This is a genomic window from Paraburkholderia sp. DHOC27 (genome assembly GCF_003429005.1).
Taxonomy (GTDB): Bacteria; Pseudomonadota; Gammaproteobacteria; order Burkholderiales; family Burkholderiaceae; genus Paraburkholderia.
The window spans coordinates 1,276,294-1,302,222 of record NZ_QVQV01000001.1 but is presented as its reverse complement, the minus strand read 5'-3'; the positions used below and the strand labels follow the sequence as shown (position 1 = coordinate 1,302,222).

The 25,929-nt window shown below is 61.3% G+C and carries 23 protein-coding genes; 12 read left to right on the top strand and 11 right to left on the bottom strand.

Going from position 1 to position 25,929, the window contains the following annotated elements; translation table 11 throughout:
* Positions 1-15: 15 nt before the first annotated feature.
* Entirely contained in the window at positions 16-723 is a 708-nt protein-coding gene (phoU, locus tag D0B32_RS05705; RefSeq protein WP_117332668.1) for a phosphate signaling complex protein PhoU, read from the bottom strand.
* A gap of 408 nt (positions 724-1,131) precedes the next feature.
* Between phoU and D0B32_RS05700 the strand changes: the two genes are divergently transcribed.
* From D0B32_RS05700 to D0B32_RS05680, 5 genes are all read left to right on the top strand, one after another.
* Positions 1,132-3,120, top strand: coding sequence for a sigma-54-dependent Fis family transcriptional regulator (locus D0B32_RS05700; RefSeq protein WP_117332667.1), 1,989 nt, complete (start codon positions 1,132-1,134; stop codon positions 3,118-3,120).
* 245 nt (positions 3,121-3,365) lie between these two features.
* On the top strand, positions 3,366-3,440 hold the full coding sequence (gene pqqA, locus D0B32_RS05695; protein WP_006410019.1) for a pyrroloquinoline quinone precursor peptide PqqA: 75 nt from the start codon (positions 3,366-3,368) through the stop codon (positions 3,438-3,440).
* Between the two features lie 72 nt (positions 3,441-3,512).
* The gene (gene pqqD / locus D0B32_RS05690; protein ID WP_117332666.1) at positions 3,513-3,806 is read left to right on the top strand and encodes a pyrroloquinoline quinone biosynthesis peptide chaperone PqqD; all 294 of its coding nucleotides are present in this window, start codon (positions 3,513-3,515) and stop codon (positions 3,804-3,806) included.
* A 330-nt stretch (positions 3,807-4,136) separates the two neighbouring features.
* Positions 4,137-5,870, top strand: coding sequence for a methanol/ethanol family PQQ-dependent dehydrogenase (locus tag D0B32_RS05685; RefSeq protein ID WP_117332665.1), 1,734 nt, complete (start codon positions 4,137-4,139; stop codon positions 5,868-5,870).
* Positions 5,871-5,943: 73 nt separating this feature from the next.
* Positions 5,944-7,218 (top strand): c-type cytochrome, encoded by a 1,275-nt coding sequence (locus tag D0B32_RS05680; protein ID WP_117332664.1) that lies wholly within the window; start codon positions 5,944-5,946, stop codon positions 7,216-7,218.
* A gap of 161 nt (positions 7,219-7,379) precedes the next feature.
* On the opposite strand, the gene D0B32_RS05675 is transcribed toward D0B32_RS05680, so the two are convergent.
* The 5 genes from D0B32_RS05675 to D0B32_RS05655 all read right to left on the bottom strand — a co-directional run bounded on the left by D0B32_RS05675 (position 7,380) and on the right by D0B32_RS05655 (position 12,914).
* Positions 7,380-8,852 (bottom strand): LLM class flavin-dependent oxidoreductase, encoded by a 1,473-nt coding sequence (locus tag D0B32_RS05675; protein WP_259294889.1) that lies wholly within the window; start codon positions 8,850-8,852, stop codon positions 7,380-7,382.
* On the bottom strand, positions 8,849-10,102 hold the full coding sequence (locus tag D0B32_RS05670; RefSeq protein WP_117332663.1) for an acyl-CoA dehydrogenase family protein: 1,254 nt from the start codon (positions 10,100-10,102) through the stop codon (positions 8,849-8,851). The genes D0B32_RS05675 and D0B32_RS05670 overlap by 4 nt, the downstream gene beginning before the upstream one ends.
* Before the next feature lie 109 nt (positions 10,103-10,211).
* A complete protein-coding gene (locus tag D0B32_RS05665; RefSeq protein ID WP_117332662.1) occupies positions 10,212-11,096 on the bottom strand; it encodes a MetQ/NlpA family ABC transporter substrate-binding protein in 885 nt (294 codons plus the stop codon).
* A gap of 59 nt (positions 11,097-11,155) precedes the next feature.
* Complete coding sequence (locus D0B32_RS05660; protein ID WP_117332661.1) at positions 11,156-11,854, bottom strand: methionine ABC transporter permease; 699 nt, start codon at positions 11,852-11,854, stop codon at positions 11,156-11,158.
* The gene (locus tag D0B32_RS05655; protein ID WP_117332660.1) at positions 11,841-12,914 is read right to left on the bottom strand and encodes a methionine ABC transporter ATP-binding protein; all 1,074 of its coding nucleotides are present in this window, start codon (positions 12,912-12,914) and stop codon (positions 11,841-11,843) included. Before D0B32_RS05655 ends, D0B32_RS05660 begins: the two co-directional genes overlap by 14 nt.
* Positions 12,915-13,312: 398 nt before the next feature.
* On the opposite strand from D0B32_RS05655, the gene D0B32_RS05650 reads away from it, so the two are divergent.
* Entirely contained in the window at positions 13,313-14,302 is a 990-nt protein-coding gene (locus D0B32_RS05650) for an LLM class flavin-dependent oxidoreductase (RefSeq protein ID WP_181969722.1), read from the top strand.
* A gap of 230 nt (positions 14,303-14,532) precedes the next feature.
* Entirely contained in the window at positions 14,533-15,378 is an 846-nt protein-coding gene (locus tag D0B32_RS05645; protein ID WP_117332658.1) for a CPBP family intramembrane glutamic endopeptidase, read from the top strand.
* A gap of 38 nt (positions 15,379-15,416) precedes the next feature.
* Here D0B32_RS05645 and D0B32_RS05640 read toward each other — a convergent pair whose 3' ends face one another.
* Positions 15,417-16,073 (bottom strand): response regulator transcription factor, encoded by a 657-nt coding sequence (locus D0B32_RS05640; RefSeq protein WP_117332657.1) that lies wholly within the window; start codon positions 16,071-16,073, stop codon positions 15,417-15,419.
* Between the two features lie 433 nt (positions 16,074-16,506).
* On the opposite strand from D0B32_RS05640, the gene D0B32_RS05635 reads away from it, so the two are divergent.
* Both D0B32_RS05635 and D0B32_RS05630 read left to right on the top strand, forming a co-directional pair.
* On the top strand, positions 16,507-17,034 hold the full coding sequence (locus D0B32_RS05635; RefSeq protein WP_117332656.1) for an Rrf2 family transcriptional regulator: 528 nt from the start codon (positions 16,507-16,509) through the stop codon (positions 17,032-17,034).
* 383 nt (positions 17,035-17,417) lie between these two features.
* On the top strand, positions 17,418-18,626 hold the full coding sequence (locus tag D0B32_RS05630) for an NAD(P)/FAD-dependent oxidoreductase (protein ID WP_117332655.1): 1,209 nt from the start codon (positions 17,418-17,420) through the stop codon (positions 18,624-18,626).
* Positions 18,627-18,772: 146 nt separating this feature from the next.
* Here D0B32_RS05630 and D0B32_RS05625 read toward each other — a convergent pair whose 3' ends face one another.
* Complete coding sequence (locus tag D0B32_RS05625) at positions 18,773-19,729, bottom strand: LysR family transcriptional regulator (protein WP_117332654.1); 957 nt, start codon at positions 19,727-19,729, stop codon at positions 18,773-18,775.
* Positions 19,730-19,987: 258 nt separating this feature from the next.
* On the opposite strand from D0B32_RS05625, the gene D0B32_RS05620 reads away from it, so the two are divergent.
* The 3 genes from D0B32_RS05620 to D0B32_RS05610 are packed head-to-tail and all read left to right on the top strand — an operon-like array spanning position 19,988 to position 22,774.
* On the top strand, positions 19,988-21,424 hold the full coding sequence (locus tag D0B32_RS05620; protein WP_117332653.1) for an NAD-dependent succinate-semialdehyde dehydrogenase: 1,437 nt from the start codon (positions 19,988-19,990) through the stop codon (positions 21,422-21,424).
* Between the two features lie 13 nt (positions 21,425-21,437).
* A complete protein-coding gene (locus tag D0B32_RS05615; protein WP_117332652.1) occupies positions 21,438-21,770 on the top strand; it encodes a carboxymuconolactone decarboxylase family protein in 333 nt (110 codons plus the stop codon).
* A 2-nt stretch (positions 21,771-21,772) separates the two neighbouring features.
* Positions 21,773-22,774 carry an NAD(P)H-quinone oxidoreductase gene (locus D0B32_RS05610; RefSeq protein WP_117332651.1) on the top strand — a complete coding sequence of 334 codons (1,002 nt, stop codon included), beginning with the start codon at positions 21,773-21,775 and terminating at the stop codon, positions 22,772-22,774.
* 85 nt (positions 22,775-22,859) lie between these two features.
* Here D0B32_RS05610 and D0B32_RS05605 read toward each other — a convergent pair whose 3' ends face one another.
* The 3 genes from D0B32_RS05605 to D0B32_RS05595 all read right to left on the bottom strand — a co-directional run bounded on the left by D0B32_RS05605 (position 22,860) and on the right by D0B32_RS05595 (position 25,895).
* Positions 22,860-23,747 (bottom strand): amidohydrolase, encoded by an 888-nt coding sequence (locus tag D0B32_RS05605; RefSeq protein WP_220444918.1) that lies wholly within the window; start codon positions 23,745-23,747, stop codon positions 22,860-22,862.
* 92 nt (positions 23,748-23,839) lie between these two features.
* Positions 23,840-24,865, bottom strand: a complete 1,026-nt coding sequence (locus D0B32_RS05600) for a substrate-binding domain-containing protein (protein ID WP_259294888.1) — start codon at positions 24,863-24,865, stop codon at positions 23,840-23,842.
* Between the two features lie 34 nt (positions 24,866-24,899).
* Complete coding sequence (locus D0B32_RS05595; protein ID WP_117332649.1) at positions 24,900-25,895, bottom strand: ABC transporter permease; 996 nt, start codon at positions 25,893-25,895, stop codon at positions 24,900-24,902.
* Positions 25,896-25,929: the final 34 nt, after the last annotated feature.

Sequence of the window (25,929 nt, the reverse complement as noted above, 5' to 3'; positions counted from 1 at the left end):
GTGGGACGGTTGCCGTTAGCCCGGCAACACCTCACGCTCACTCTTCTTGCGGTGTTCGTGGCGAATGTCAGTACCCCGAACCACATACACGACGGACTCCGCGATATTGGTGGCATGATCGCCGATCCGTTCAATCGCCTTGGCAATGAACAGATAATCGAGCGCGGAAGAAATGGCCCGCGGGTCTTCCGCCATGTACGTCACCAGCTTGCGCATGAACGCGCGAAACTCGTTGTCGATGGCTTCGTCGTCGCGGATGATCTGGTCGGCTTCGTCGGTGTCCATGCGCGCAAACGCGTCCAGCGCGCGGCGCAGCACCTTCAGGGCCATTTCGCCGGAGATCTTGATTTCGGCAATGTTGACGTGCGGCGCGCTGGGAGCGGTAGCAATGCGCCGGGTGCGCTTGACGATCTTGCGCGCTTCATCACCGGCGCGCTCCAGATTGGCCACGCATTTCGATGCGGCCATCAACAGACGCAGGTCACGGGCGGCCGGTTGGCGACGCGCTATCACGTTGGTGATTTCCTCGTCGATCTCCATCTCCATCACATTCAGCCGGCGCTCTGCTTCGAGCACGCGTTCTACGATATCCAGACCGAAGGTGTTAAGTGCCTCGATGGCAAGGACGATCTGCGACTCCACCAGGCCGCCCATTTCGAGCAGTCGTGTTGAAAGCGCCGTGAGGTCGGCGTCGAACCGACTCGAGAGATGTTTATCCGGCATTTTGGCTCCCCATTCGATGCGGCTTGTCCGCCAGCCGCACCCAGGACATGTATTTTTGTCACCTACCGCCAATGCCGTTGCGAAAGCCGCTCCGCGGAGCCGGTACGGCGTGAATTAAAAACAGTATATACCGTATTATTCGACGACAAAAATGCAATCCCTGCAATGACGCGCGGATTAACAACACTGCTTTAAGCAGATCGCAGGCGAACGTTCGTCCCTTTCGCCATGATCCTTTGTCTGGCGCACCTTGCCGAAACGAATCGGGACACGCGGGGTAAACCAAGGAGCGCACGCGGCGCATGTACCCGCAAAATCTACCGGTTGCCCAAACTGGCTCGGGACTTGCTAATCATTCCGTTCATGACACTCCGGCGACACGACCGGTGCTCAAACAGGAGGAGACACATGCGCGATGACACGTCGCACGCGAGCAGTTCTCTGGCGACTCGCGAAACAGGCTGGTTGACCCCGTCCATCCAGAAGGCTCACGAACGCTCGGAAACCTTCGGGCTGAGCGCATCGGGCTGCCCCGATTACGACGTCCTGCCCACCGCCGAACTGGCGCTGAAGCTCGAGCAAAGCCGGGTACTGTGCGCCCACGCGACGCCTGTGATGGAAACCCTCCATGAACAGATCGTCAACACGCAAAGCATGATTGTCCTGACGGATGCCGAAGGGCTGATTCTGCACTCGGTTGGCGACGACGATTTTCTGCGCCGTGCGGAGAAAGTGGCCCTACGTCCGGGCGCAAACTGGGCCGAAGACCGCCAGGGCACCAACGCCATCGGCACGGCCATCACCGAACGATCGGCCACCGTCGTGCATGGCGATCAACACTATCTGGCGGCCAATCGCTTTCTGACCTGTTCAAGTGTGCCGATCCTCGACCCCTACGGTGACCTGATCGGTGTTCTGGATGTGACCGGCGACCATCGCAGCTATCACCAGCACACCATGGCGCTCGCCAAGATGTCCGTGCAGATGATCGAAAACCATCTGTTTGCGCGCACCTTCCGCGAGACCTTGCAAATCGCTTTCCACGGACGCCCCGAGTTCCTCGGCACGCTCATGGAAGGCATCGTGGCATTTACCTGTGACGGCCGCTTTTTATCGGCGAACCGCAGCGCGCAATTCCAGTTGGGCATGCCGCTCGCCGCACTGCGCGCGCATACGCTGTCGTCGCTGTTCGGGCTGACCAGTGCGCAACTCATCGACCGCGTGCGCATGGGACGCGGCCAACCCATCTCGCTCGATCTGCACAACGGCACCGTGGTCTGCGCGAACATGGAGCTGCGACGCGCCACGCTCACCCCCGGCGGCTGGCCGCTCGACATGCAGGATGAAGCGAGACCGCCGGCTACGACCGCATCGCAGCCTGCCGCGCCGCAAGGCATCGTCTCGCGCCTGGCCTGCCTCGAAACAGGTGACCCGCAGGTGGCGGCCGTGATCGGCAAGGTCCGCAAGGTGATCGGCAAAAACATCCCTATCCTGATCACCGGCGAAACGGGCACTGGCAAGGAGCTGCTCGCGCAGGCCATTCACAACGATTCGCCCCGCCGTTGCAACGCGTTTGTCGCGGTTAATTGCGCGTCAATTCCGGAAACGCTGATTGAATCCGAGCTGTTCGGATACGAAGAAGGAGCGTTTACCGGCGCACGGCGTAAAGGCGCGCTCGGCAAATTATTGCAGGCCAACGGGGGCACGCTGTTTCTGGACGAAATCGGCGACATGCCCTATTCGTTGCAGGTGCGCCTGCTGCGCGTGTTGCAGGAACGGCTCGTCAACCCACTTGGTTCGAGCAAATCCATTCCGGTGGACATTGCCATCATCTGTGCAACGCACCGCGATTTGCGCGAAATGATCGCGCAGAACCGGTTCCGCGACGACCTGTACTATCGTTTGAACGGCCTCGTCGTCAAACTGCCGCCACTGCGCGATCGCACGGATCTGGCCACAGTCATCAAACGCATGCTGCAGGGCGAACTCACCGAATGCGGCACGGGTCAGCGTTTCACGGTGGCTGACGATGTGATGGCGTTGTTCGAGCAATGCGCGTGGCCGGGAAATTTCCGGCAACTGGGCAACCTGCTGCGCACCGCCACCGCGATGGTGGACGAGGACGGCGAAATCCGCCGCGAACATCTACCCGATGACTTCTTCGACGATCTGCGCAGCAGCCAGGCCACGGCAGCGCCGAGTATGGTTCATTCACCGGGCAGCCGGGGCGTGCCGCCCGTTCGTCTGCAGGACGTCGCGACCTCGACCATCGCAGCGGCGGTGGCCCGGCATCGCGGCAACGTGTCCGCTGCGGCACGCGACCTGGGGATTTCCCGCAACACCATTTACCGGAAGATGCCTGCGCTTTCCAGTCTGGACGACGGCCCCGAAGATTGATGCGTGCTCAACCATCGGGCCGTCCAGCTGTTCAGCCAGTGTTGCGTTCTGCAACACACGTGTTCGTTAAATGAGCACTCGCGCGTGCCGTGTGGTCGAGCCAATGCACACTCGTCGATGGCTTGACCGATCCTTCTGCATCCCTGCGAATTTCTGTCCACACCCGGCATAGACCTTGCGACGACCCGTCCAGCCGCTTTTCGCACGCGGTTAATTCATCCACCCAGGTATTCAAGGAGACAGTCATGCAGTGGACCACCCCCGCTTACACCGATTTGCGTTTTGGCTTTGAAATCACGATGTATATCGCCAACCGCTAAGGCACACACTCACGCGCCGCGCTGCCGCGCTCACTTGCGGCAGCGTGGCGTGTCCGACAAGGCTGATTGGTCATGACCCCGCCGTTGCTTGACAGTATCCCTTCTGATCTCCCCCGCTCTCGCCCCCTTCTTCGATCGACGTTCCACGTGCAATGGGACGGCACACAAGGCGCATTCCTGCTCCGCTCTCCCACAGAAACCATCAAGCTCAATCCGAGCGCGGGCGAAATCCTGTCGCGCTGTGACGGTACGCGCGAACTCGACGAGATCATCGACGAACTCGAAGATCTGTTCAGCACCTCTGCCGTCGCCGCGGACGTCTATCGCTTCATCGATCATGCGCGGCAGCGCGGCTGGCTCGACTGAACATCACGTATTTTTTTCGCACCAATAGTTCGGATTGCTACGCGTTTTTTCGTCAACAGCCTGTTCAATCTCAAACTACTCCACCCGCTACACCTGTCCCATTTGGCAACACCGCCTGCCTTCCCTGTCTCGCCGTGCAACACCCCGCCGGAAACGATTCAACGCGCCGCAATACCGTTAGCACGGCGAATACACGGCCCCACGGACTCCTTGCCGCGCAGGACATCAATGGCATGCGATTTGCCTTAACGCCTTCGCAGCCATTCTGCAATCTTCGAGCAATGGTCCGCGAGGGCGGCATCGCATCGAAAAACCAATTGGAGACAAACAATGAAGATTCCATCGGCTTCGAGCGTGCGGCTCGCGACGCTGATCATCGGTGCCGTTGCCGCCGTCACCACCAGTCTGAAGCCTGGTCCGGTGGCAGCGGCCGACGACTATCCGCCCGTCACCTACGAGCGCCTGACTTCAGCGCAAAGCGATCCAGGCTGGCTCACCTACTATCACACGTACAACGGTCAGGCTCATTCGCAGCTCAAACAGATCGACACTTCTAACGTAAAGAATCTCAAGCAGACCTGGAGCTACAAGTTTCCGGCTGATCTGCAACAGGGTTTCGAAGCCACGCCTATCGTCAACGGTCATCTCATGTTCGTGACCACGCCGAAGGACAACGTCTACGCGTTCGATGCGACCACCGGCAAACAGCTCTGGAAATACGAGCCGAAGCTCGGCGATGAATCGTTCAAGACCGCCTGTTGCGACGTGGTCAATCGCGGCGTCGCGCTCTACGGCAAGAACGTCTACGTGGCGATGCTGAGTGGCGAAGTCGCCGCACTCGATGCGCAAACCGGCGCGGTTGTGTGGAAGCAGCAGATGTTCGAGCCTGGCCTCGGCTACGCGTTTTCACTGGCTCCGCTCGCACTCGACGGCGCGATCGTGGTGGGCAGCTCCGGTGGCGAATATGGCGCGCGTGGCTTCATTGCCGCGCTAGACCCAACCGATGGCAAAACGCTCTGGAAGCGTTACACGATTCCCGGCGCCAAGGAGAAAGACGGCAACACATGGCCGGATGGCATGCAGGAACACGGCGGTGCGCCTGCCTGGCTGACGGGCACCTACGACCCTGCTTCAAAAACCTTGTACTGGGGCGTCGGCAACCCCGGACCCTGGCTCGCGGATCTGCGCCCCGGCGACAATCTGTATTCGGACTCGCTGCTCGCGCTCGATCCCAAGACCGGCGATCTCAAGTGGCACTATCAATACACGAAGCACGACACGTGGGACTATGACGGCGTGAACACACCCGTGCTCGCCAACATCAAGTACGAAGGCAAGGACTACGATGCAATCGTCCATGCCGACCGTAACGGTTATTTCCACGCCATCGACCGCACCACCGGCAAGCTGATTTACGCGCGACCGTTCGTCAAGGCCACCTCCGTGACGGGCTATTCGGCCGACGGCGCACCGCAGCAGGACGCCAGCAAGTACCCGAAGGCCGGCACGACCATCGAAACCTGCCCGAGCTTCCTCGGCGGCAAGAACTGGTGGTCGGTTTCCTATGACCCCGACAAGCATCTCGCCTTCATCCCCGCATTGCACGCCTGCATGTCGCTGTCGGGCAAGTCCGTGAACTATATGGAAGGGTTGCCGTATCTCGGCGAAGGCTTTGAAATCAAACCCGAGCCGGGCAGCCAGGGTTACGGCGAGTTGCAGGCGGTCGACGTCAACACCGGCAAGAAGGTCTGGAGCCACTGGAGCAAATTGCCGTGGAATGGCGGCGTTGCGACCACAGCCGGTGGAATAGCGTTCAGCGGCTCGCTCGACGGTCACCTGTACGCGTTCGACGAGACGAGCGGCAAGGTCTTGTGGCAAAGCCCGAAACTGGCCAGCGGCGTGGTGGCGCAACCTTCCGTGTTTGAAATAGATGGTAAGGAGTACGTCGCGGTACTGGCGGGTTACGGCGGTGCGAATCCAATCTGGGGCGGTCCGATGGCGAAAGCAGCGGACAAGATTCCGCGCGGCGGCACCCTGTACGTGTTCGCGTTGAACCAGAGCTGATCGCGTCATCCCATGCGATATCGCGGCTGCGGCGCGCGGCCGTGATATCGCCCTCGTCTTTACGGAATTCATCATGACTGCCCTGCACGACAAACCAAGCAAACCGTCCCGACATTTCACCCATGCACTCGCCGCCGGACTGCTGGCAAGCGGCGTGAGCTTCATACCCCTCCAGGCGAGCGCCGAAGTCCACGTCTGCACGTTTCCCGGTAGCCCGTCCACCGCGCTCGATCAGGCGGTGGCGCGAGAAGTGTTCAAGACCGCCAACGTACCCGCCACCTTCGTCACGCATGGCATCGACGAGGGCGATGACGACGGCGTGTCGCTGAAAGAACTCGGCCGGACCCTCGGCCACGACTGCGACGTGGTAGCGGGCTTTCCCCGTTCGAGCGTGGCCGACGCGTCCGGCGGCAAGATGCTGTTTTCGCGCGCCTATCTGCGCTCGGGTTACGTGAGCGTCGAGGCGCCCGACGCGAAGCCTGACGGCGCCGCTAAAACCACGGTGGCGGCGATGTACGCCAGTCCAGCGCAACTGATCGCGGTGCAGCAGACCGGTGTGAGCTTCGACCTGGAAAACACCTCGGAACAGACCGTCAACGCGGTGGCCAGCGGTCACGCACAGCGTGCGATCGTCTGGTATCCGGCCGTGGTCGCGTTCGGTCTTGCGCATCCCCAACAGCGTTTCACCGTCGCGCCAACTACTTCACCTTATGCAGACTGGCACCTCGTATTTGCGTTTGGTCCGAATGGCAAAGCGCTGCAAAAACGTGTGGACGCAGCCCTCGCGACGATGAGCGCGAACGGCAAGCTCGCTGACCTGACTCGCTCCTGGGCGCTGCCCGATGCCCAGGCCACTCTCATCGGCCCTGATGTCCACGCCACGCGCAATGCGTATCGCGATGGTCCGGAAACGCCGTCGCTCGTGCATGACATCGTGATGCGAACCGCAGACAACAACACGGGCCACGGCGGTTTCATCAAGGTATCCACCGATGCGGCGACTGACGCGCCCTCTTTCGATCGCCTGCAAGCCGATCACGGCAAGACGCTCTACGCCAGTTCGTGCGCGAAATGCCACGGCGGGGCGTTGCAGGGCGTGACCGCACCGGCGCTGCGCGGACCCGCCTTCGCACCGGCACAGAACGCGCATCTGACGATTGGGGGGATCTTCGGCTATATGTCGACCAACATGCCGGCGGATCGTCCAGGCAAACTGAAGGACCAGGACTACGCCGACATCATGGCCTTCCTGCTTTACTCCAACGGTTATCAGCCCGGTTCGGGCAAGCTGACGGCTGACGGCGCGCGGAGTTCGGCCACTAAACTGACCGCCGGGCCAGCGCATTGAACGAGTGGTGATCGTGCAAGCGGCGCTTCATGCGCCGCTTTGCACGCTCCTACTGCTTCGGTCAACGTGCAGATTTAAAGCGTGACGATCTCGCAGTTCACGAAGAACCGCGACTCGTCACGCGCGCGAGGCAAAGCGTCGTCATGGCGACGCGTCAAACTTCAGCGGATCGTCGCCACTTCGCGCGCACTCGCGCTTGCAGTTTCAGTTGCATTCGAGGACAGGGACTCGGCGTGTGCCACCGCGCTTGCGGCCGCACTTTCACGCTTGACCCGCTCGATGTCACGAAAGCGGGCCGCCGGATGCTGGTCGGGCAACAGTGCAGCGTCACCGAAGAGTTTTTCGCGTAGCGTACCAGGGCGGTAAGCGGTCGGATACACGCCTCTGCGCTGCAGCTCCGGAACAAGATGATGCACGACATCTTCAAACGTCTCGTGCGCAATTGCATAAGCCAGGTTAAAGCCATCCACCCCCGTGACTTCCACCCACTGCTGCAGGATGTCGGCCACCGTGGCAGCCGAGCCCACGAAAACCGGCCCTAGCCCGCCAATTCCGCCCCACGTGGCAAGCTCCTCGATGGTCCATGCCTTGTCGCCACCCGCCAGATGTTCGACGGCCGACACGATCGCATTGGTCTCTACGCGTCGCACCAGATCAGTCGGCGCATATTGACCGAAGTCGATACCTGTCCAGCCCGACATGAACACCAGGGCTCCGTCATAAGAAACGTAGCGCTGGTATTCCTCGAATTTGGCCTGCGCCTTCGCGTCGGTTTCGTCGACGATCACCGTGACAAGGTTATAGATGAGCAGCTTGTCTGGGTCGCGCCCTGCTTCGGCGGCCTGGCGGCGCACGTCGGCCACGTAGTTTTTCAGCACCGATTGCGAGGGCGCTGCCACGAACACGCACTCGGCGTGCTGTGCCGCGAAGGTTTTGCCCGGACCTGATGCGCCCGCCTGGTACAGCACAGGCGTGCGTTGCGGCGACGGCTCGCACAGGTGGTAGCCCGGCACCTCGAAGAACTTGCCCTTGTGCCCGATCTCGTGGACCTTCTCCGGATGCGTGAACACGCGGTTTTGCCGGTCCCGCACGACGGCCCCTTCTTCCCAGCTTCCTTCGAACAGCTTGTAGAGCACTTCCACGTATTCCGCGGCCACCTCATAGCGATTGCTGTGATCGCGCAAGCCGCCTTCGCTGATATTCTTCGCGCCGCTCTCCAGATACGAGGTCACGATATTCCAGCCAACGCGCCCCTTGGTGTGATGATCGGCGGTGGAAAGGCGGCGTGCGAACGTATAGGGATGCTCGAACGAGGTCGAGGCCGTGATGCCGATGCCCAGATGCTCCGTTACCATCGCGATAGGCGCGGCGAGTTGCAGCGGATCGTTGACCGGAATCTGCGCCGCCTGGTGCAGCGCATGATAGTTGTTGCCCTTGTAGACGTCGTAATAGCCGATCACGTCGGCAATGAAAATGCCGTCGAAAATGCCCTTTTCCAGCGTCTTGGCGAGATCGGTCCAATAGACGAGGTCCTTGTATTGCCAGGAACGGTCGCGCGGATGCGTCCATAGTCCAGGCGACTGGTGACCGACGCAATTCATTTCGAACGCGTTAAAACGGATGGGCTTGCTCATGCTGGTGCCTTTTCGGTTTGTGCCGTGGCGTTGCCGATCTGCCAGACGTAGGGCGGCTCGGTGCCGTTGATGGCCCAGTCGCCCACGATGCGGGCCTTGTAGACGAGGGGATTGTGTGACGAAACCGTGCGGGCGTTGCGCCAGTGACGATCCAGTCCGCTAGCGGTGCTGGTCGCCGAAGCGCCGAGCGCGTCGAACAGGTGCGTGGCGGCGCGTAGCGTGAGGTCGGACACCACCAGTTGGCTTTGCGCCGATTCAATTTCAGCGGCAACATTCACGGCGTGCTCCGCTTCCGCGTCGCCGCCAAAATGCGCTTCGTACGCACGCTGTGCGGACGCTGCCGCGCGCACCGCGAGCGCTTCTGCCGACCAGGCCCACGCGTTGATCTCGCCGATTACCTGTTGAATCTGCGCGTCGTCGCTCGCACGGGGTGCGTTGCCGTGGCTATAAACACGCGTGCGGCCGCGCACGAGTTTGACCGCGTCACGCTGCGCCGCTACCGCAATGCCTGCCAAGGTAGCCACGTGGAAAAGCTGATAAAACGCGGTCTGATAGCGGAAACGCTGGTCAAATTCGATCACGTGATGTTCTTCCACACCCGCCGCTTCGAAACGGCTCGACCCACTTCCCGTGCCCACCTGGCCGAAACCGTCCCAGTCGTCCGCCAGCACCACGCCAGGCTGATGCCGGTTGACGACCGCGATTACGTTGACGCCGTCGTCGGCACGCTGTGCGAGCACATCGAGCCAGTCCGCAAACAGCGCGCCGGTGCTGTAATACTTCTGACCGTCCAGCACCCAGCGCCCCGCGCGCTTCGACACTTTCGTCCTGACTTCGCCAAGCGCAACGCTGCCGGTTTCGGTCCACGCGCCGCCGACGATCTGCCCGTCGACGAAACGCCTGAACCACGCCGACTGATCGCTATCGCGCTGCGCATTAAGGCGGTCCTCCACGAAGGCGAAATGCGAACGCAGCGCCTGGGTCAGATTGGAATCGGCGGCGGCCAGTTCGACAATCAACTGGAACAATTGCGGCAGTGAGACGCCAAACCCGCCGTGCGAAACCGGCACCCGCAGCGCGCCGAAACCCGCTTCTTTCAGCCACCCAATGGCTTCGTAAGGGAGCGTGCGTGCGCGGTCGCGCTCCACCGCCTGCGCTTCGATCCGTGTGAACAGCGGACGGAATTGATCGACTAGCGCGTCGAAATCCGCGCTGGCGGAGAAACCGCTTTTGCCTGCTAGAGATGTCATCGTGATGGTGCTTGGAAAAATTTATACATTGCTGTATCGCGAGCGATACATGTAGGATGCCGAACTTTATTGCCGAGCATCACATCTGGAATCTCGCCCGCATACGCGATTAGCTCGATGAAACTGGCGTTAGCACGCCCTTGACGAGCGGATCGCCGGTCGTCTCCAGATATTGTTTGACGCGCGGATCGGCAAACGCCTTCTGCAATTTGATGATGCGCGGATCGTCCAGATACTTGGTGCCGATCACGAGCTGCGAGGCAAAAGTGCGCGGTGCTGGCGGAAACAGAATGCCCTTGCTGCGCGGAACCTTGCCCGCGTCGAACTGCGACGTGTAGCCGATTGCGACGTCCACCGAATCGAGCACACGCGGCATGGAAAGCAGATCAATTTCCTTGAACACGTAATGGTGCGGGTTGTCCGCAATATCGCGCAGTTTCGCCACGCGCGGTTCAACCTGTTTGTCGAGCCCGATCAGCCCCGCGCGCTGCAGCAGCCAGAGCGCCTGGCCCTGGTTGGCGCCATCGTTGGGCACGATAAAGGTCGCGCCATCCGGCACGTCCTTGATATTCGTGTAGCGGTCCGAATACAGGCCGAAACTCCATTGAAACACCGGTTCTGTGGACGTGAGCTGAAAACCGTTCGCATCCACCACCTGTTTGAGCCACCATTGATGCTGATAAATGGTGCCGGCATAGGTGCCGTTTGCGACCGCCGCGTCGGCCTGGGCCGGATCCTGCAAGCCAACCGCTTCGAGCTTGATGCCGTAGTCGGGCGCAATATGCTGGCTCACGTATTCGATCAATTTCTGTTCGCCCGCCATAGCCGGCTCGTAATGCACCTTCAGCGTGTCGCTGAATTGCACGGCCGCATTGGCGCGATGATTGACATACGCAATCGTGCCCGCGACGGCCACCACCAGCACCACTGCGCTGGCAACCCACGGACCTTTCTTGCGCTGCTTGATTTCGAATTGCGGCTGCGGTGTCGACATGGAATCCTCTTGTTCAAATTGACGTAGACAGAATGCGTGAAGGACGAGAGATGAATGCGCTAGGCGCGCTGCAAACCGGCAGCAATGCGATCGCCGATCAGTTGCACGACCTGAATGGTCAGCACGAGCGCCACGATGGTGGCGATCATGATGTGATGATCGAAACGCTGATAGCCGTAGACCACTGCCAGATACCCGATCCCGCCCGCGCCAATCGTGCCGGCAATGGCCGAATACTCGATCATCGAAATCACGTTCAACGTGATCGCCGAAATCAGACCCGGCAACGCTTCGTGCAACTGCGCGGAAAAGACGATCTGTGGCATTGAACCGCCGGACACCAGACCGACGGCCGAGACCTCTTCCGGCAGGTCACGCAGGGCGTTTTCGACCAGTCGCGCAAAGAATGGAATGCCGGCCAAAATCATCGGTACGGCTGCGGCAGGAATGCCAATCGTCGTGCCCGTAATGAAGCGGGTGAACGGGATCACGGCGGCCATCAGGACGAGAAACGGCAGCGAGCGTCCCATGTTGACGACCCATCCCAGCACGAGATTTTCCCTGCGACGCGGAAACAGTCCACGTGACGATGTGTTGAACAGCAGCACGCCGATGGCGCCGCCCACCGTCACCGTGAACAACATCACCACGCCCACCATGAGCCACGTCTCGGCATATGCCGGGCCAAGCATGGCCGGCACCTGCGACCACGGCGTGTCGTTGCCGAGTATCAGTGCGTCCGCATCAGGCCTGCTCATAGACCCTCCCGCTTTCCAGTGCAGCGGGCTCGGCTATTTGCGCGACCGCCTGGTTGGGCTCGTCGAGCCTGATTGCGTACAGCCCCAACGACGCCATCACCCGAATGGCCCGCCCCGCGTCCGCGTTTGCCCCAGGCAAAAACGCCAGCCCGATCTGCGCGCGCCCCGCCCGCCTGCCGTGGATGTCCTCGACAATGCCGCTACGCAGGCGCACACGCGCCTGCAATGCGTCACCCAGCAAACTGATCCAGTCTTCCGGCACATCCCGTTGCGTGGCGTAGCGAACTTCGAAAGACATCGCGTCGGCCGCGCCGTTCGCTGCAAAACGGATTGGCAACAACTGACGCCCGATCTGCGAATCCGGGTCGCCTACGAGACTCGATACCGAGCCGGTTTCGACAATCTGCCCCGCGCGCAGCACGGCGACGTTATCGGCCACCGTGCGCACGACATCCATCTCGTGCGTGATCAGAATGATGGAGAGATTGAACTCGTCGCGCAGTTGCCTGAGCAACGCCAGAATGGACTCGGTGGCCTGCGGGTCGAGGCCCGAGGTCGCTTCATCTGAAAGCAGCACCTGCGGATGCAACGCAAGGGCCCGTGCAATGCCGACGCGCTGACGTTGCCCTCCTGAAAGTTGCGCGGGGTACAGATGCGCCTTGTCGGCGAGCCCCACGTGCTCCAGCAACTCGGCCACACGCCGCTCGATGTCGCGGCGAACGACGCCCAGGTATTCCAGCGGCAACGCAACGTTCTCCGCCGCGGTCCGGCGTTCGAGCAGCGCCGACGCCTGAAAGATAGTGCCGATAGCGCGCCGCTCGTGGCGCAATTGCGCCGCACCGAGGCTCGACAGGTCTTTGCCGTTGACGAGCACCGAGCCGCTACTCGGCTTCTCGAGCAGGCTGATGCATTTCGACAAGGTGGTCTTGCCGGCGCCGCTCGGGCCGATCACCGCCGTAATGGTGCGGTCGGGCACTTCGAGATTGATGCCGCGCAGTACCTCGACTGGCGCCCCGCTCTTTCCGACATATCGCTTACTCAGCTCTCGAATACTGATCATGCTCTTCTCGCGTAAATTTCTGCATTGCCGGCATTAACGACGACATCCTGGAGAATCACGACGGTTTCCTGGCATTTCATGGTGCCATGCATATTATTTCGTTATCCATAGCATGAAATCTTCACTTGCCAAGCTCGTCCGCGCAGAATCTGCGCAATCGAACGGCCCACAGAGGCCCGGTCACACAATCTATCAGCGGGCCCTGCATTCGCAAACTGAACGATTCCGCAATCTATATTCCTTGTCCGGGTATAAGCGTCGATCCGGCGCACAACCGTCTGCGCGCAGTGCGCTCCGGCGTTCAGGAAAATACCGTTCGGTATGGAAAGCCTGCCGCGGGCGATTGCGGTACGGTGGATGTGGACATGCCGTCGCCACCCACGCTGCCGGGACACCGAATGAAACTCTCCATCCTCGAGCAATCGACTCTTCCTGAGAACGCGTCCGCGTCCGAGGCGATCAACAACACCGTCAAGCTGGCGCGTGAAGCGGACCGGCTGGGCTATGAGCGCATCTGGCTTTCCGAGCACCACAACATGAACATCCTGCAAGGCTCGTCGCCCGAAGTCTTGCTGGCTTCCATCGGCGCGCAAACCCAGCGCATCCGAATCGGCTCGGGTGGGGTCATGTTGCCGAATCACAGTGCTTACCGCGTGGCGGAGAACTTCCGCACGCTCGAAGCGCTTTATCCGGGGCGGGTGGATTGCGGCATTGGCCGCGCGAGCGGCGGCGACATGCACGCACGCTCGCTGCTCAATCCGGCCGCCAGCACGGCGGACGATTTCGTCGCGCAGGTAGACCAGCTCGACCGTTTCTTCCATGACGAGTGCAAGCGCGCACTGGCCATGCCGACGGTGGAGCGCGTGCCGCCCATGTGGCTGCTTTCCGCGGGCAGCCATCCCGGCAGCGGTGCGCTGGCCGCAGAAAAGGGACTGGGGCTCGCGGTTGCGCTGTTCATCAACCCCGAGGCAAGCGCGGAGGCGGTGCAGGTGTATCGGGAACAGTTCAAACCCTCTGCCGAGTTTCCAGAACCGAAGGTCGTCATTGCGCTCAATGTCGTGTGCGCAGAATCCAAAGAGAAGCTTGCGGAACTCAAGAAGGCCTCGGACTACTTCCGACTGATGCGGGATTCGGGCCACTATCCGCGTTTCGTGCCGTCATCTGCGACGCTTGCAGAGGTGAAATTCGGCGAGCAGGCGGAAGATTATCTTCGCGAGATCGCCAATCGCGAAGTCACGGGAACGCCTGCTGAAGTGCGACAGAAAATACTCGAACGGGCCCAGGCGTATGACGCCGACGAAGTCATGCTGGCCATGATGGCCAACCGGCTCGACGACAAGATCGAGACGTTCCGCCTGCTTGCCCAGGTGTTTGGCCTCGCGCCGTGAGAGAGGTGTGATGGGCCGCGTGCTATCGCGGTCTTTCAATCTTCGTTAGGACGACGTTACATTGAGTGACTCGACTACACGAAAACTTTCACTTGCCTCAACGTCACCCTTTCCCTCCAGCACTAGCGTCTGCCCTCACGGCGCCAACCACGCCCGCCCGGTTTGGTATCCTTCCAGCCAGCACCCCACGCTTGCCGCATTGCACTGGAAACCGCCTTCCGAGAGGCCCTATGTTCGCCATTCCGTGGATCGCCGTTTTTCTCGCCGCGCCCATTGCATGGTTCCCGGCGCTTAGATGGCTCACCTTGGGGTTGCTCGGGGTCGCCTACGTGGTGGCGTTGGCCAACGGACCACTCGATACACTCGCCCTGATTCCCCTTGCGTTACTGTTGCTCGCGGCCCTTGCGGTCAAACAACGCCAGCGGCTTTATCTACAGTTCCTCGGTCACGTGCTGTTCATTGCGCTGGCCATCGCGCTGAGCCTGCACTGGCTACCGGGTTTTCATAATCCGCTCGTGATCGGCCCCGTGCGGTTTTCTCCCGACGCTGCGCCCTTCACGATGTACCTCAACCTCGACAAGCCGCTGATCTTTTTCTGGCTCATGCTGGTGCTGCCGTGGATCCGGCAGCATCACGGCGTACTCGAGACACTAGGCGCGGGTATCGGCGGCATGCTGGGGACGTCAGCGGCTTGTCTGCTGATTGCGCTGCTGCTGGGAATCGTCGCGTGGGAACCGAAATGGCCCGCCGTCGCCTGGCTATGGCTGCTGAACAACCTGTTGATGGTCACCTTCACGGAAGAGGCACTGTTCCGCGGCTATTTGCAGGGTGGCTTGCGCCGCCTTCTGCGCGGCCAGTCGCGTGCAAATGTCATTTCTCTGGGCATCGCGTCGCTGCTGTTCGGCATCTCGCACGCGCCCGGTGGCTGGCAATGGGTCGTGCTCGGGACCATTGCCGGCATCGGCTACGGACTCGCTTTCCGTTTTGGTGGATTGCGCGCGGCCGTCCTCGCGCATTTCGGGCTGAACGTAACGCACTTTCTTCTGTTCACCTATCCGATGCTGGCCGCTCCGTGATCGCACTCGGCAGGCCGTTGACGGGCAAAGAGCCGCCCTCAATGCGCCACGGTCCAGCCAATGCCACGCACGTTGCGGATCATGGACTGCCCGAAGCGCTTGCGCATGGAATGAATCAGCACGTCGATGGCGTTGCTTTCCACTTCCTTGCCCCACCCGTAAAGACGGTCTTCGAGTTGACCACGCGAAAGGACCATGCCGGGCCGCTCCAGAAACGCGTGCATCAGCGCGAATTCACGCGCGGAGAGCGAGGACGCGACGCCATTGCAGCACAGCATGCGCTTCTCGAGATCGAGGTTGAGCGACTCGCCGCCGATGCGCGAGGTCGCATAACCCGCCTTGCGGCGCAAGATGGCGCGGATGCGCGCCAGCAGTTCGCGTACTTCGATGGGTTTGACGAGGCAATCGTCGGCGCCCACGTCGAGGCTATGCACACGCGTTTCCAGATCGTCGATTGCCGTCAGGATCAGTACGGGCACGTCGTTGCCCGCAGCCCGCAAGGCACGCAGCATGTCGATGCCGCCCGCGCCCGACAGACCGGGATCGAGCAACACCACGGCGTAATACGCGGTGTTGATGGCCACGCTCGCAGCCTTGCCGTCACGCACCCAGTCGACACTGCACTCCGCATCCTTCAGTGCACGCAGCAGACTTTGCCCAATCTGCACATTCTCTTCAACCAATAAAACTCGCATGATGTCCTGACGTTTTGGATAGCGTGCTGCGCTTGCGTCGCACGCTATAGACGATGAAATCCCCCTGCGGATTCGCATAACGTTGTAGTGCGGGGCAGGATTGCCTGGGATTCACGTCTGTGAAGCGTCGTGCGCATTCCTGCGCGTGGCGGTGCCCTGGATCGAATCGTGACAAGTGGTCGGTTTGATGCAGCGACGCGAAGTGTGCGGGAGTTTTCGCACCAGGGAAAATACCGGCTGACGATGCCGCTATAAGAAGCGCCTATAGCTCGGCATGTGTCGGCTCCGCGTCCTCAGCAGCGTGACCGAACGTTCGTACGTTTTGGCGCGCCGGTCGGCTCCCGCTGGTCGGCTCCATTTGGCATTGCGCCCTTATGCTACAATACTACGACACACTCAATCCTAGTTATGACGGGATAGCAAAGGTTAGCAAATGGCCCACATCAGCACCGGCGTCGAATACGGACTGCACTGCCTCCTTTACCTCGCTGAAACGCCGGCGGGTGTGAAGGAAGCAAGCGTGCGCGACCTCGCGGAAATGCAGGGCGTGTCCACGGATTATCTGGCGAAGCTCTTCACCAAGCTCGCCAAAGCAGAGCTGGTCGTCGCCACTGAGGGCGTGCGCGGCGGCTTTGCGCTCGCGCGCCCCGCTAAAGACATCACCGTTGCGCAGGTCGTCGAAGCAATCGACGGTGACAAAGCGCTGTTCGATTGCCGAGAAGTGCGCTCACGCTGTGCCGTGTTCAACGATCAGGCACCCGACTGGGCAACGCGCGGCGTCTGCTCGATTCACGCCGTCATGCAAGCCGCTGAATCTGCCTTACAGGAAGAACTGCAACGCCATACGCTAGCCGATCTCGCGCACCGGACCCTCGCCAAAGCGCCCGCCAGTTATGGGCGCCATGTGGTGAAGTGGTTCGCCGAGCGCTCCGCTGGCCGTCGCGGTGAAGACCGCGGTTAGCAGGAGCGCGTTCTATCAGCGTTAGCGCGACACCGTAGCGCTGCCAGGCCGCGACGAAGCGGACCCATCCTCGACTCCGCTGACTCGCCCGGCCGTATGCGCTGGGCGAAAAAACGCGCGTGCACCCCGCCATACCAGGGTCCTCTCCTCCTCCCCGTCACCACGTTTCGCACCTAACCAAAGCCCGAAAATTTCTTGCATTTGCAAACTACGACTCATACAATCGTAGTTAACGGATGACGTACCGGAAAAGACGCTGGCCGATGCACAGGAAGACACGATCATTTCGTGCGTTTCTGGACCGCCTTTCGTTCCATCGAATAACGAACGACGTGCGGCGACAGTCAGATCGAACATATCTCTTGATACATAGGATTGCTAACATGAAACGCATTCTCATCATCGGCGCAGGTTTTGCCGGCATGTGGAGCGCATTGAGCGCAGCGCGGCTGATCGACGAACAACGCAACACGGACGTGGAAATCTGCCTGGTAGCACCCGAACCCTTTCTGCATGTGCGCCCGCGCTTTTACGAAGAGAACGTCGCCGCGATGAAGGCGCCGCTCAACGAACTTTTTCGTGAAACCGGCGTGAAATTCATTCAGGGGACGGTTGAGCGTATTCACACGGATCGCAATACCGTCGAGCTCACCACCGCGGATCAGCGCACGTCGACCATGCAGTACGACCGCCTCGTGCTTGCCACCGGTAGCAAACTGTTCCGCCCGCAAATTCCCGGACTCGCACAGCATGCATTCAGCGTCGACCAGATCGACGAAGCGGCTGAACTGGAAGCTCACATCAAGCGTCTCGCGAATCAGCCGGACACCCCGGCACGTAACACGGTCGTGGTTGCCGGTGGTGGCTTCACGGGCATCGAAACCGCTGCTGAAATGCCCGCCCGTCTGCGCGCAGCACTCGGAGCAACGGCGGATGTGAAGGTCATCGTCATTGAGCGCGATGCTGAAATTGGCCCGGATCTCGGCGCCGGTCCGCGCCCCGTCATCGAGACGGCATTGCGCGAACTCGGCGTTACGTTGATGCTCGGCTCGACGGTGTCGTCGGTCGACGCCAACGGCATCACCACGTCAGACGGTCAGCGCATCGAAACCAACACCGTGGTGTGGACGGCTGGTGTGCGCGCGAGTTCGCTTACCGGGCAGGTGCCTGCCGAACGCGATCCCGCAGGCCGCCTGCATGTAGACCGTTATCTGCGCGTCAAAGGCGTCCACAACCTCTTTGCAACGGGCGACGTCGCGTATGCGGCGACCGACGACGAGGGCAACCACGCGATGATGTCGTGTCAGCACGCCATGAATCTGGGACGCTCCGCAGGCCATAACGTGGCCGCCGATCTGCTTGGCGCCGAGATGATTCCGTACGCCCAACCCAGGTACGTGACGTGTCTGGACCTCGGTCCGTGGGGCGCAGTCTATACGGAAGGATGGGACCGTGAAGTAAAGCTGGTCGGTCAGGAAGCGAAGCGGCTCAAGACCCAGATCAACAGCGAATGGATCTATCCGCCTGCCGCAAACGCGACGCGCGCGGAAGTCTTTACCGCAGCGGATCCGCGTCGCATCGTCGTGGCGTGATTCAACGTGGCGTCCCGGTGCTTTGTGAAAGCAGGGGGGCGGGACGCCCGTTGTGACGCGTCGGCGCTCCGCCAAGCATGACAGAGACCGGCGCAACGCCCGATTTCATCAGACCATATATCGACAACATGGCGGAACGCGGGCTTCTACACCGCCTCCACCGCCTCGATTCCCAGTTCGCGTCCAATCGCATCGAGTTCACTTCCTAACTGGTTTTTTAGCACCTCGATAAACCGCTTGATCTTGGCATCCACGAACTGCCGCGACGAATAGACTGCATACACGTTGCGGGAATGGGTGTGATATTCCGGCAATACGCGCACCAGTTTACCGTTGCGCAGATCTTCGATGGCAGAGAAACCCGCGAGCAAGCCGATGCCCGTACCGTCGCGCAATGCGACGGCCATTGCATCCATGTCGTTCACGCAAAGATGCGGCCCGACCGGCCTGAACGTGACACCGGGCGTGACACCACGCGTGGCACTCGAGAGACACCATTCGTCGGACGGATAGTCGACGGTGGAGAGCAGCACGCACGCGTGATCGACCAGATCGTCGGGACTCGCAGGCGCCGGATGCTGCTCGAGGTAGGCGGGCGACGCGGCCAGCACACAATGGCTGCAGCCGATTTTCTGGCTGACATAGGCTGAATCCGGTAACGCACGCGAAATCACCACCGAGACATCGAGCTGGTCTTCCAGCAGATTCGGCATGCGTTGGGAGAGCAGCAACTCCACGGCCACCTGCGGAAATTCCCGGCGATACGCAAGCACGGCGCGCATCAACAACTGCCGGCCGAGTCCCGGCACGCAATGCACGCGCAGTCTGCCGCGCGGTTCCAGGAGCGCGTCGCGTGCTTCGGCTTCGGCCTGTTCGAGGTCCGCAAGGATGACCGCGCAGCGCTCGTAAAAGCGCCGGCCCGCATCCGTCACGGTGAGACGCCGCGTGGATCGCTGCAGCAGCCGCGTATCCAGCGTCTCCTCCAGCGCCGACACAGCGCGCGAAACATTGCCCACTGTCGAGTCCAGATGATTGGCGACCGCTGTGAAACTGCCCATTTCCACGACTTTCGCAAACACCGACATGTTGTAGAACTTGTCCATTCAGGCCTTCCGGTCCTATTCGATGAGGGAGATGGTGCAACCGGTCATGCCGCCCATGATGGATCGGGCACCCTTTTGACGCAAGCCGCCAGCGCGCCGCCGGGCGATTTTGCTGTTCGGGACAAGTATGTTTCCCCCGTCCCCCTCTAAATCGATGCGCCCTCCACTCCTAGACTCTGTTCCGTACCCGGTGCTCACGCTTCTCGACGAAACCAGCACCACCCTTCAGGAACTCAGGCACATCTATCGGAGGTCATCATGAACGCATCGTACGATCCACTCTATCTTTTCATCGACGGCAAATGGCTGGAAGCCGAAGGCCGCAACACCGCTGCTGTGGTCAACCCGGCCACGCAACGCGAACTCGGCCGCGTGCCGCTCGCCACCGCAGCCGACCTCGATCACGCGTTGCAAGTCGCGCAACGCGCCTTCGAAGTCTGGCGTCATACCGTGCCGGCCGAACGCGCACGCATTCTCAAACGGGCCGCTGATCTGATGCGCGAACGCGCTGTGCACATCGCCACCCTCATGACGCTCGAAGAAGGCAAGCCGCTTGCCGAAAGCAGCGACGAAGTGCTGCGTGCTGCGGACTACTTCGAATGGTTCGCCGAAGAAGCGCGCCGCATCGACGGCCGCGTGGTGCCGTCGAACCGTCCCGGCGTGCAGCAACTCGTCAAGCGTCAGGCCATTGGCCCGGTCGCCGCCTTCACGCCCTGGAACTTCCCTGCCATCACGCCGGCCCGCAAGCTCTCCGCCGCGCTCGCCGCAGGCTGTAGCGTGGTCATCAAACCCGGCGAAGAAAGCCCCGCCACCGCGCTCGCGCTGGCCCGCGCGCTCGACGACGCCGGCTTGCCGAAAGGTGTATTGCAGGTGGTGTTCGGCGTGCCCGACGAAGTCTCGAAGCATCTGATCGCCTCGCCGATCATCCGCAAGGTCACCTTCACCGGCTCGGTGCCGATCGGGCGCCTGCTCTCGGCTCGTGCAGCGGAAGGCGTGAAGCCCATCACGCTCGAACTCGGCGGCCACGGCCCGGTGCTGGTCTTCGACGACGCCGAGGTGCAGAAAGCCGCCGTGGAAGGCGCAGCGAACCGTTTTCGCGGTACCGGCCAGGTGTGTATCTCTTCGACGCGCTTTCTGATTCAACGCGGCGCCTACGATGCATTTGTCGAGCACTTCGTGCAAGCGGCCCGCGAACTGAACGTAGGCGACGGCATGCAGCCCGGCACGCAGGTCGGCCCGCTCGCCAACCCGCGCCAACTCGCGAAGATGGAAGAACTGGTGGCCGATGCAGTGGCACGTGGCGCGAAAGTGCTGGCAGGCGGCAAGCGCATCGAAGGCGAGGGCTTCTTTTTCGAGCCCACCGTGCTCGCCGACGTCCCGATGGACGCGCGCGTCATGCACGAAGAGCCCTTCGGCCCCATCGCCGTGCTAATGCCGTTCGACACGTTGACGGACGGCCTCGCGGAAGCGAATCGCCTGCCCTATGGCTTGTCCGCCTACGCCTTCACGAGCAACGCACGTACGGCGCTCGACGTGGCGGACGGCCTCGAAGCCGGGATGATCGGCATCAACCAGTACCGCATCGTGGCGACCGAATTGCCGTTCGGCGGCATGAAAGAAAGCGGTCACGGCTCGGAAGGCGGTACCGAAGGTATCGGCTACTACCTCACCAACAAGTTCATCAGCCAGATCTAATCCGGAGGCGATCATGTCCCATGCCAATTTCAGCAGCCCGCGCGAAGCCGCACGCGCGTTCACACCGAAGCTCGCGGCTTTCGTCGACGACACGCTGTATCCGCAGATCTGGAACGACCCGGCCCTCGCTTTACGCGACCGCAGTCTGATTACCGTCGCCGCGCTGATCGCGGGTGGCCATCTCGACGAGCTGCCTGCCCATCTGCGCCGGGCGCGTGAAAACGGCGTGAGCGCCGAGGAGCTGTCGGCAGCGATTACGCATCTCGCGTTCTACGCCGGCTTCCCCGCTGCCATTTCCGCTTCGGCCGTCGCGCAGGCCACCTTCAACGAATCACAGGATAACTAACCATGAAAGCGATCACATTCACGGATTTCGGCGACGCCGACGTTCTCCAGCTAACAGACGCACCCGCACCAGAAGTGCGCGCAACGGATCTTCTGGTGCGGGTGTACGCGGCCGGCGTGAATCGCGCTGACCTCACACATCGCACGGGTGGGTATGGCCGCCCGAACTTTGGCGATTCCACCATCATGGGTCTCGAGATTGCTGGCGAAGTGATCCAAGCCGGCAGCGAAACCAGCGGCTTCAAGGTAGGCGACCGCGTCATGGGCGTGGTGGGGGGCGGTGCGTATGCCGAGCTGGCGCGCATCGACTATCGCATGGCCATGCCCATTCCCCCGGCGCTCGATTACGTGCACGCTGCGGCGATTCCAGAAGTGTTCGTCACGGCGCACGAAGCCATGCTGCATCTGGGGCGTCTCACGCGTGGCAACAGCGTGCTGATTCACGCGGCCGCAGGGGGTGTGGGTTCGGCCGCTGTGCAACTCGCCTATGCGACCGGTGCGACGATCTTCGCGACCGCCGAAGGCAGCAAGCTGGAACGCGTCGCGCAACTCGGTGCGGAAGTGACCATCGACTACCGCAGCCAGGATTTCGCCGAGGTGATCGCGAAGGCCACCAACGGACGCGGTGTAGATGTCGTGATCGACTTCGTCGGTGCGCCCTACTTCGCCCGCAATATCGCTTCGCTCGCCCACGGCGGCCGGCTGGTTCAGGTCGGCATCCTGGGGGGCGGCGGTGAAGTCGGCGTCGAACTGGAGCAGATTCTGTATCGCCATCTGCAGATCATCGGCACGGTGATGAAATCGCGTCCGCAGCACGAAAAGCACGCAATGGTGCGGCGGTTTCGCGAGCACTGGCTCGATCGCTTCGCAGGCGGCGCGAGTCTCGAGCCTGTGGTCGACAGCACCTTCAAGCTCGCGCATGCCGCCGACGCGCACCGCCGCATGGAGTCCTCGGCCAATGTGGGCAAGATCATCCTGATCACGGATGCACTCGAATCCGCATGACGGTGCGGGTCAAATGCCCCTGACGGTGCGCGAGCAACACGCCAGAAGACGGCGCCTTGTTCGCGCGCCGTCAGTCTGCGTCACGTCAAAGCCGGTACACCCGTTGCGCATTGTCATGGAAGAGCGCGCGCCGCTCGTCGGGAGAAAACGCCCTGGTGATCTCCTTGAAGGCATCGAACACCGCGTCGTAGCTGCTAAACAGTTTGTCGACCGGGAAGTTGCTCGCAAACATGCAGCGCTCCACGCCAAACGCTTCAATGGCGTGCAGTACGAACGGCCGAATGCTGTCTACCGTCCAATGCCAGTCACCCATGCCAAGGCCCGATATCTTGCAGAATACGTTGTCAGCCCAGGCCAGCATCTTCATGCTGCGCTTCCAGCCTTCTATCTCTTGAGGCGACCTGTCAACCGGCATGCCGGTGTGGTTGAGCACCATCGGCGTAGCGGGGAAATCACGCGCGAGTTGCAGCGCTTCTTCCATCTGCGTGTAGTAGAGCTGCAAATCGAAAGACAGGTTGTGACGCTGAAGCAGCGCATAACCGCGGCGCCATTGCGGATCGCTCATCAGGTGCGGATGCTCGATGAACGTCTTCACCGGATCGCGGTGAAAGTTCAGGCACTGCCGGATCCCACGTACGTTTGCATACTGGCAGTGTTCTTCGATCACAGCCTGAGCATTCGGCGCTGAAAGGTCTGCAAAACCGACGATACCGTGCGGATAGCCATGCACGTCCGCCACGCCCTGCAACCAGCGCGTTTCGGCGACCGGGTCGTTGTGATCGTATTCGACCTGCAGATGCACCGTCTTCACCACGTTCTGATTCTTGATATCGGCGAGGAAATCGTCGATCAGATAGTCTTTGCGGATCGCGGAGTAGTCACCGAATACGCGCTCGAGCATCGGCCCTTGCAGCCAGGGATAGTTGCCGGTCTTCAGATCGTAGAGATGATGATGCGGGTCAATGATGGGCAAGTTGTCCATAGTGTCTCTCGTTTTAGGTCGAATGGCTTTCGGGCGCCGCTCGCATGACGCGAGCGGCACACCCGTGGCCGCTCACTGATGTATCAATATTGTCCGGCAGAGGGCGGGTAGACCCGTTTTACCGTTGCCTGTGCATCCGGTTGGTCGATCGTCTCCTTCGTCACCAGCGGCTCCTTGAGCGCCAGTTCCTGGGTGGTCGGCTTATGGTTCAGCGCATTGAAAACCTGCGTGGTCGCATCGATGCCCTGACCCACCGCTTCCTGCAGGAAGATGCCCTGAATCTGCCCGTCGCGCAGCAGCTTGATGGTGGTCGGGCTGCCGTCCGCCGTGACCACCGCCACCTTGCCGACACTACCGCGAGTCTGCAATGCCTTCGCCGCGCCCGTGGCCGCTTCATCATACATGCCGTAGATGCCCTTCACGTCGGGGTGCGCGGTGAGCACGTCGTTGGCCTGCTGCACGGCTTCGTTGACGGTAAGGCCGTGCGTTTCCAGCACCTGCACGAGATCGCAGCCGTCGGACTTGAACGACTCCTGCGCGCCCTTCATGTACTTCTGAGCGTTTTCACGATCCTGCGGCAACGACAGCATCGCCACCTTGTTGCTGCCACGGTCCTTGGCCAGCTTGCAGATATACGCGCCCTCGGCCTTGCCCGTGTCGTAGTTGTTTGCGGTGACAGCAGACGTGTAGTCGGATTCGCCGCTCTGAGGCCCAATGCCCGCGAACGCGACCGGCACGGACTTCGATTTCAGCAGGCGCAGCACCGGCGGCGTGCTGGTCGAACTCACGGGGCCCATGACGATGGCGCTGACGCCGCGTGTCAATGCGGTGCGCACGTTGTCCATCTGTTTGGCTGGCGAGTTCTCCGAGGTGAACTCCACGTAGTTCATGCCGAGTTCCTCGGCGCGTTGCTTGACGCCGTAGGCTACCCATTGCCAGTACGAAATATCGAGCGACGGTGCGATATAAGCAATGGTCTGCTTGTCCGCCGCGACCGCCATCTGCGACGCGAGCGTCGTGGCGAGCGCCAGCACCGACGCCGCGATGATCCGTGCAAATGGCCGGCCCGAAAACCCGCTTCCTGATTGTGACGCGCGCTTGTCCATCATTGTCTCCTGACTGCTAGTTTGAACGACCCCGTGCTCAACGCCGGGCTTTGGTAACACGATCCACGAGGACCGCAATGAGAATCACGACACCAGTCACCGTGCCTTGCCAGAAACTGTTGACGCCGATGAGATTCGCGCCGTTCTGGATAATCGTGATCATCAGCGCGCCGAGCAGCGCGCCGACTGCGGAGCCAGTGCCGCCGAACAGACTCGCGCCGCCAATCACGACCGCAGCGATGGCCTGCAACATAAGGCTCGATCCCGCCGTGGCTTCCGCATTGCTGATGTACGACACGCTGACAATGCTCGCAAAGGAAGCGAACAGCCCCGACAGCAGATACGCCCCGAGCCGCACGCGATTGACCGGAATACCGATCACTCGCGCCGATGAACTGCTGCTGCCAATCGCATACAGCCAGCGTCCCGCGACGATCTTGCGCAAGCTGAATTCGATGGCCACCAGCAGCAGCACGCACCACAACGCGTAGTTGGGCAGACCCGGAATCAGCGTGCCCGAATTGAGGAGGTAATAGTCGGCGTTGGAGATGGGCAACGAATGGCCATCGGTCACGATGAACGAGAGACTGCCCGCAATCGCATACGTACTGAGCGTCACTACGAACGGCGCCAGCCCGACGAAGGTCACGAGCAAACCGTTGATCGCGCCGATCAGTACGCCCACTCCCAGCCCTGCGAAACTGCTGGCAATCGCACCGTAGCCGTGCGCCATCGCCAGACCCGTGACCATGCCAGTGAGCGAGAACACGGACCCGACCGAAAGATCAATGCCACCTGTGATGATCACCAGCAGCACGCCGAATGCCATGATGACGAGCGGCGCTGCTGCTTGCGTCACGTTGGAAATATTGCCGCCCGAGAGCGCTGCCGGTACGATCATGCCCACCGCGAGTTCGATCACGATAATCGCAATCGCAATGGCAATCTCGGTGCGATAAGCCGACAACAGGCGACGCAGTGTGCCGCCGTGTCGTGCGGGCTCCCCCACGATGGAATGCGTGACTGATTTCATGACTGTCTCCAAAGAAAGATCGTTATTGCTGACC